This window comes from Reyranella sp. CPCC 100927, from assembly GCF_007859315.1.
Classification (GTDB): Bacteria; Pseudomonadota; Alphaproteobacteria; order Reyranellales; family Reyranellaceae; genus Vineibacter.
In genome coordinates this window covers 1-758 of the sequence record NZ_VOHA01000067.1, presented here as the reverse complement: position 1 = coordinate 758, position 758 = coordinate 1, and the positions used below count along the sequence as shown (strand labels likewise).

At 70.8% G+C, this 758-nt stretch carries 1 protein-coding gene and 1 pseudogene; both read left to right on the top strand.

Features of this window, described 5'->3' with window-relative positions:
- The coding region (locus FQU96_RS41990) for an autotransporter outer membrane beta-barrel domain-containing protein (protein WP_146547391.1) at positions 1–200 on the top strand (200 nt) is incomplete at its 5' end.
- Positions 201–408: 208 nt separating this feature from the next.
- Positions 409–758: pseudogene (locus FQU96_RS42445) on the top strand (hypothetical protein); the annotation flags it as partial.

Here is a 758-nt window from a genome sequence, read left to right as displayed (position 1 = left end):
CCGCCGCCCGCATGGCCTTCGCCGGCGGTACTTCCTTCGGCGTCCAGGGCGTGCCCATCGCGCGCAACGCCGTCGTCGTCGAGGCCGGCTTCGATCTCAAGGTCGGCTCCTCCTTCACCGTCGGTGCCGGATACGCCGGCGTCCTCGCCTCGGGCGCCCGCGACCACGCCTTCAAGGGCAACCTCACCTACAAGTTCTGATCCGTGGGACCGCGGGCAGCCTGCCCTGAGCTTGCCGAAGGGTCTCGCCCGCATCTTCGTAGCACCAAGACATGAGCGGGCGGGACGCCCGCGCTCCCAGGATTTATTTGTTCCACCGGCGAATCTGTTTTGGATCCGTGACCGGTTGGCGCCAGGCGCTCTCGTAAAGTGCAGCCCAAAGTTCGGTGCATTTTCGGGAGCGTTCGCCATGACCCGCGGCTATCACCACTGGCGCCAGGCTCTGGCCGGCTCCACCGCGCTGATCGCTGTTTCCCTGGCGGCTTTTTCCGCCCTGGCCCAGGCCCAGATCGGTGGCACGGGTGGCCACATCGACGCCACCAACGGCACCCCGGGCGGCCTGCCCGGACAACCCGGCGCCGATGCCTCCCGGCCGAACGCCGGCGGTGGGGGTGGCAGCGGCAGTAACAATGGCGGCAGCGGCTGGAACAATCCCGGCTCCGGCGGCAGCGCCGGCAGCGGCCCCGGCCTCGACGGCGGCAACGGCGTCACGGGACCGGCCGACGCCGGCGGCGGCGGCGGTGGTGGTGGCGCCACCGG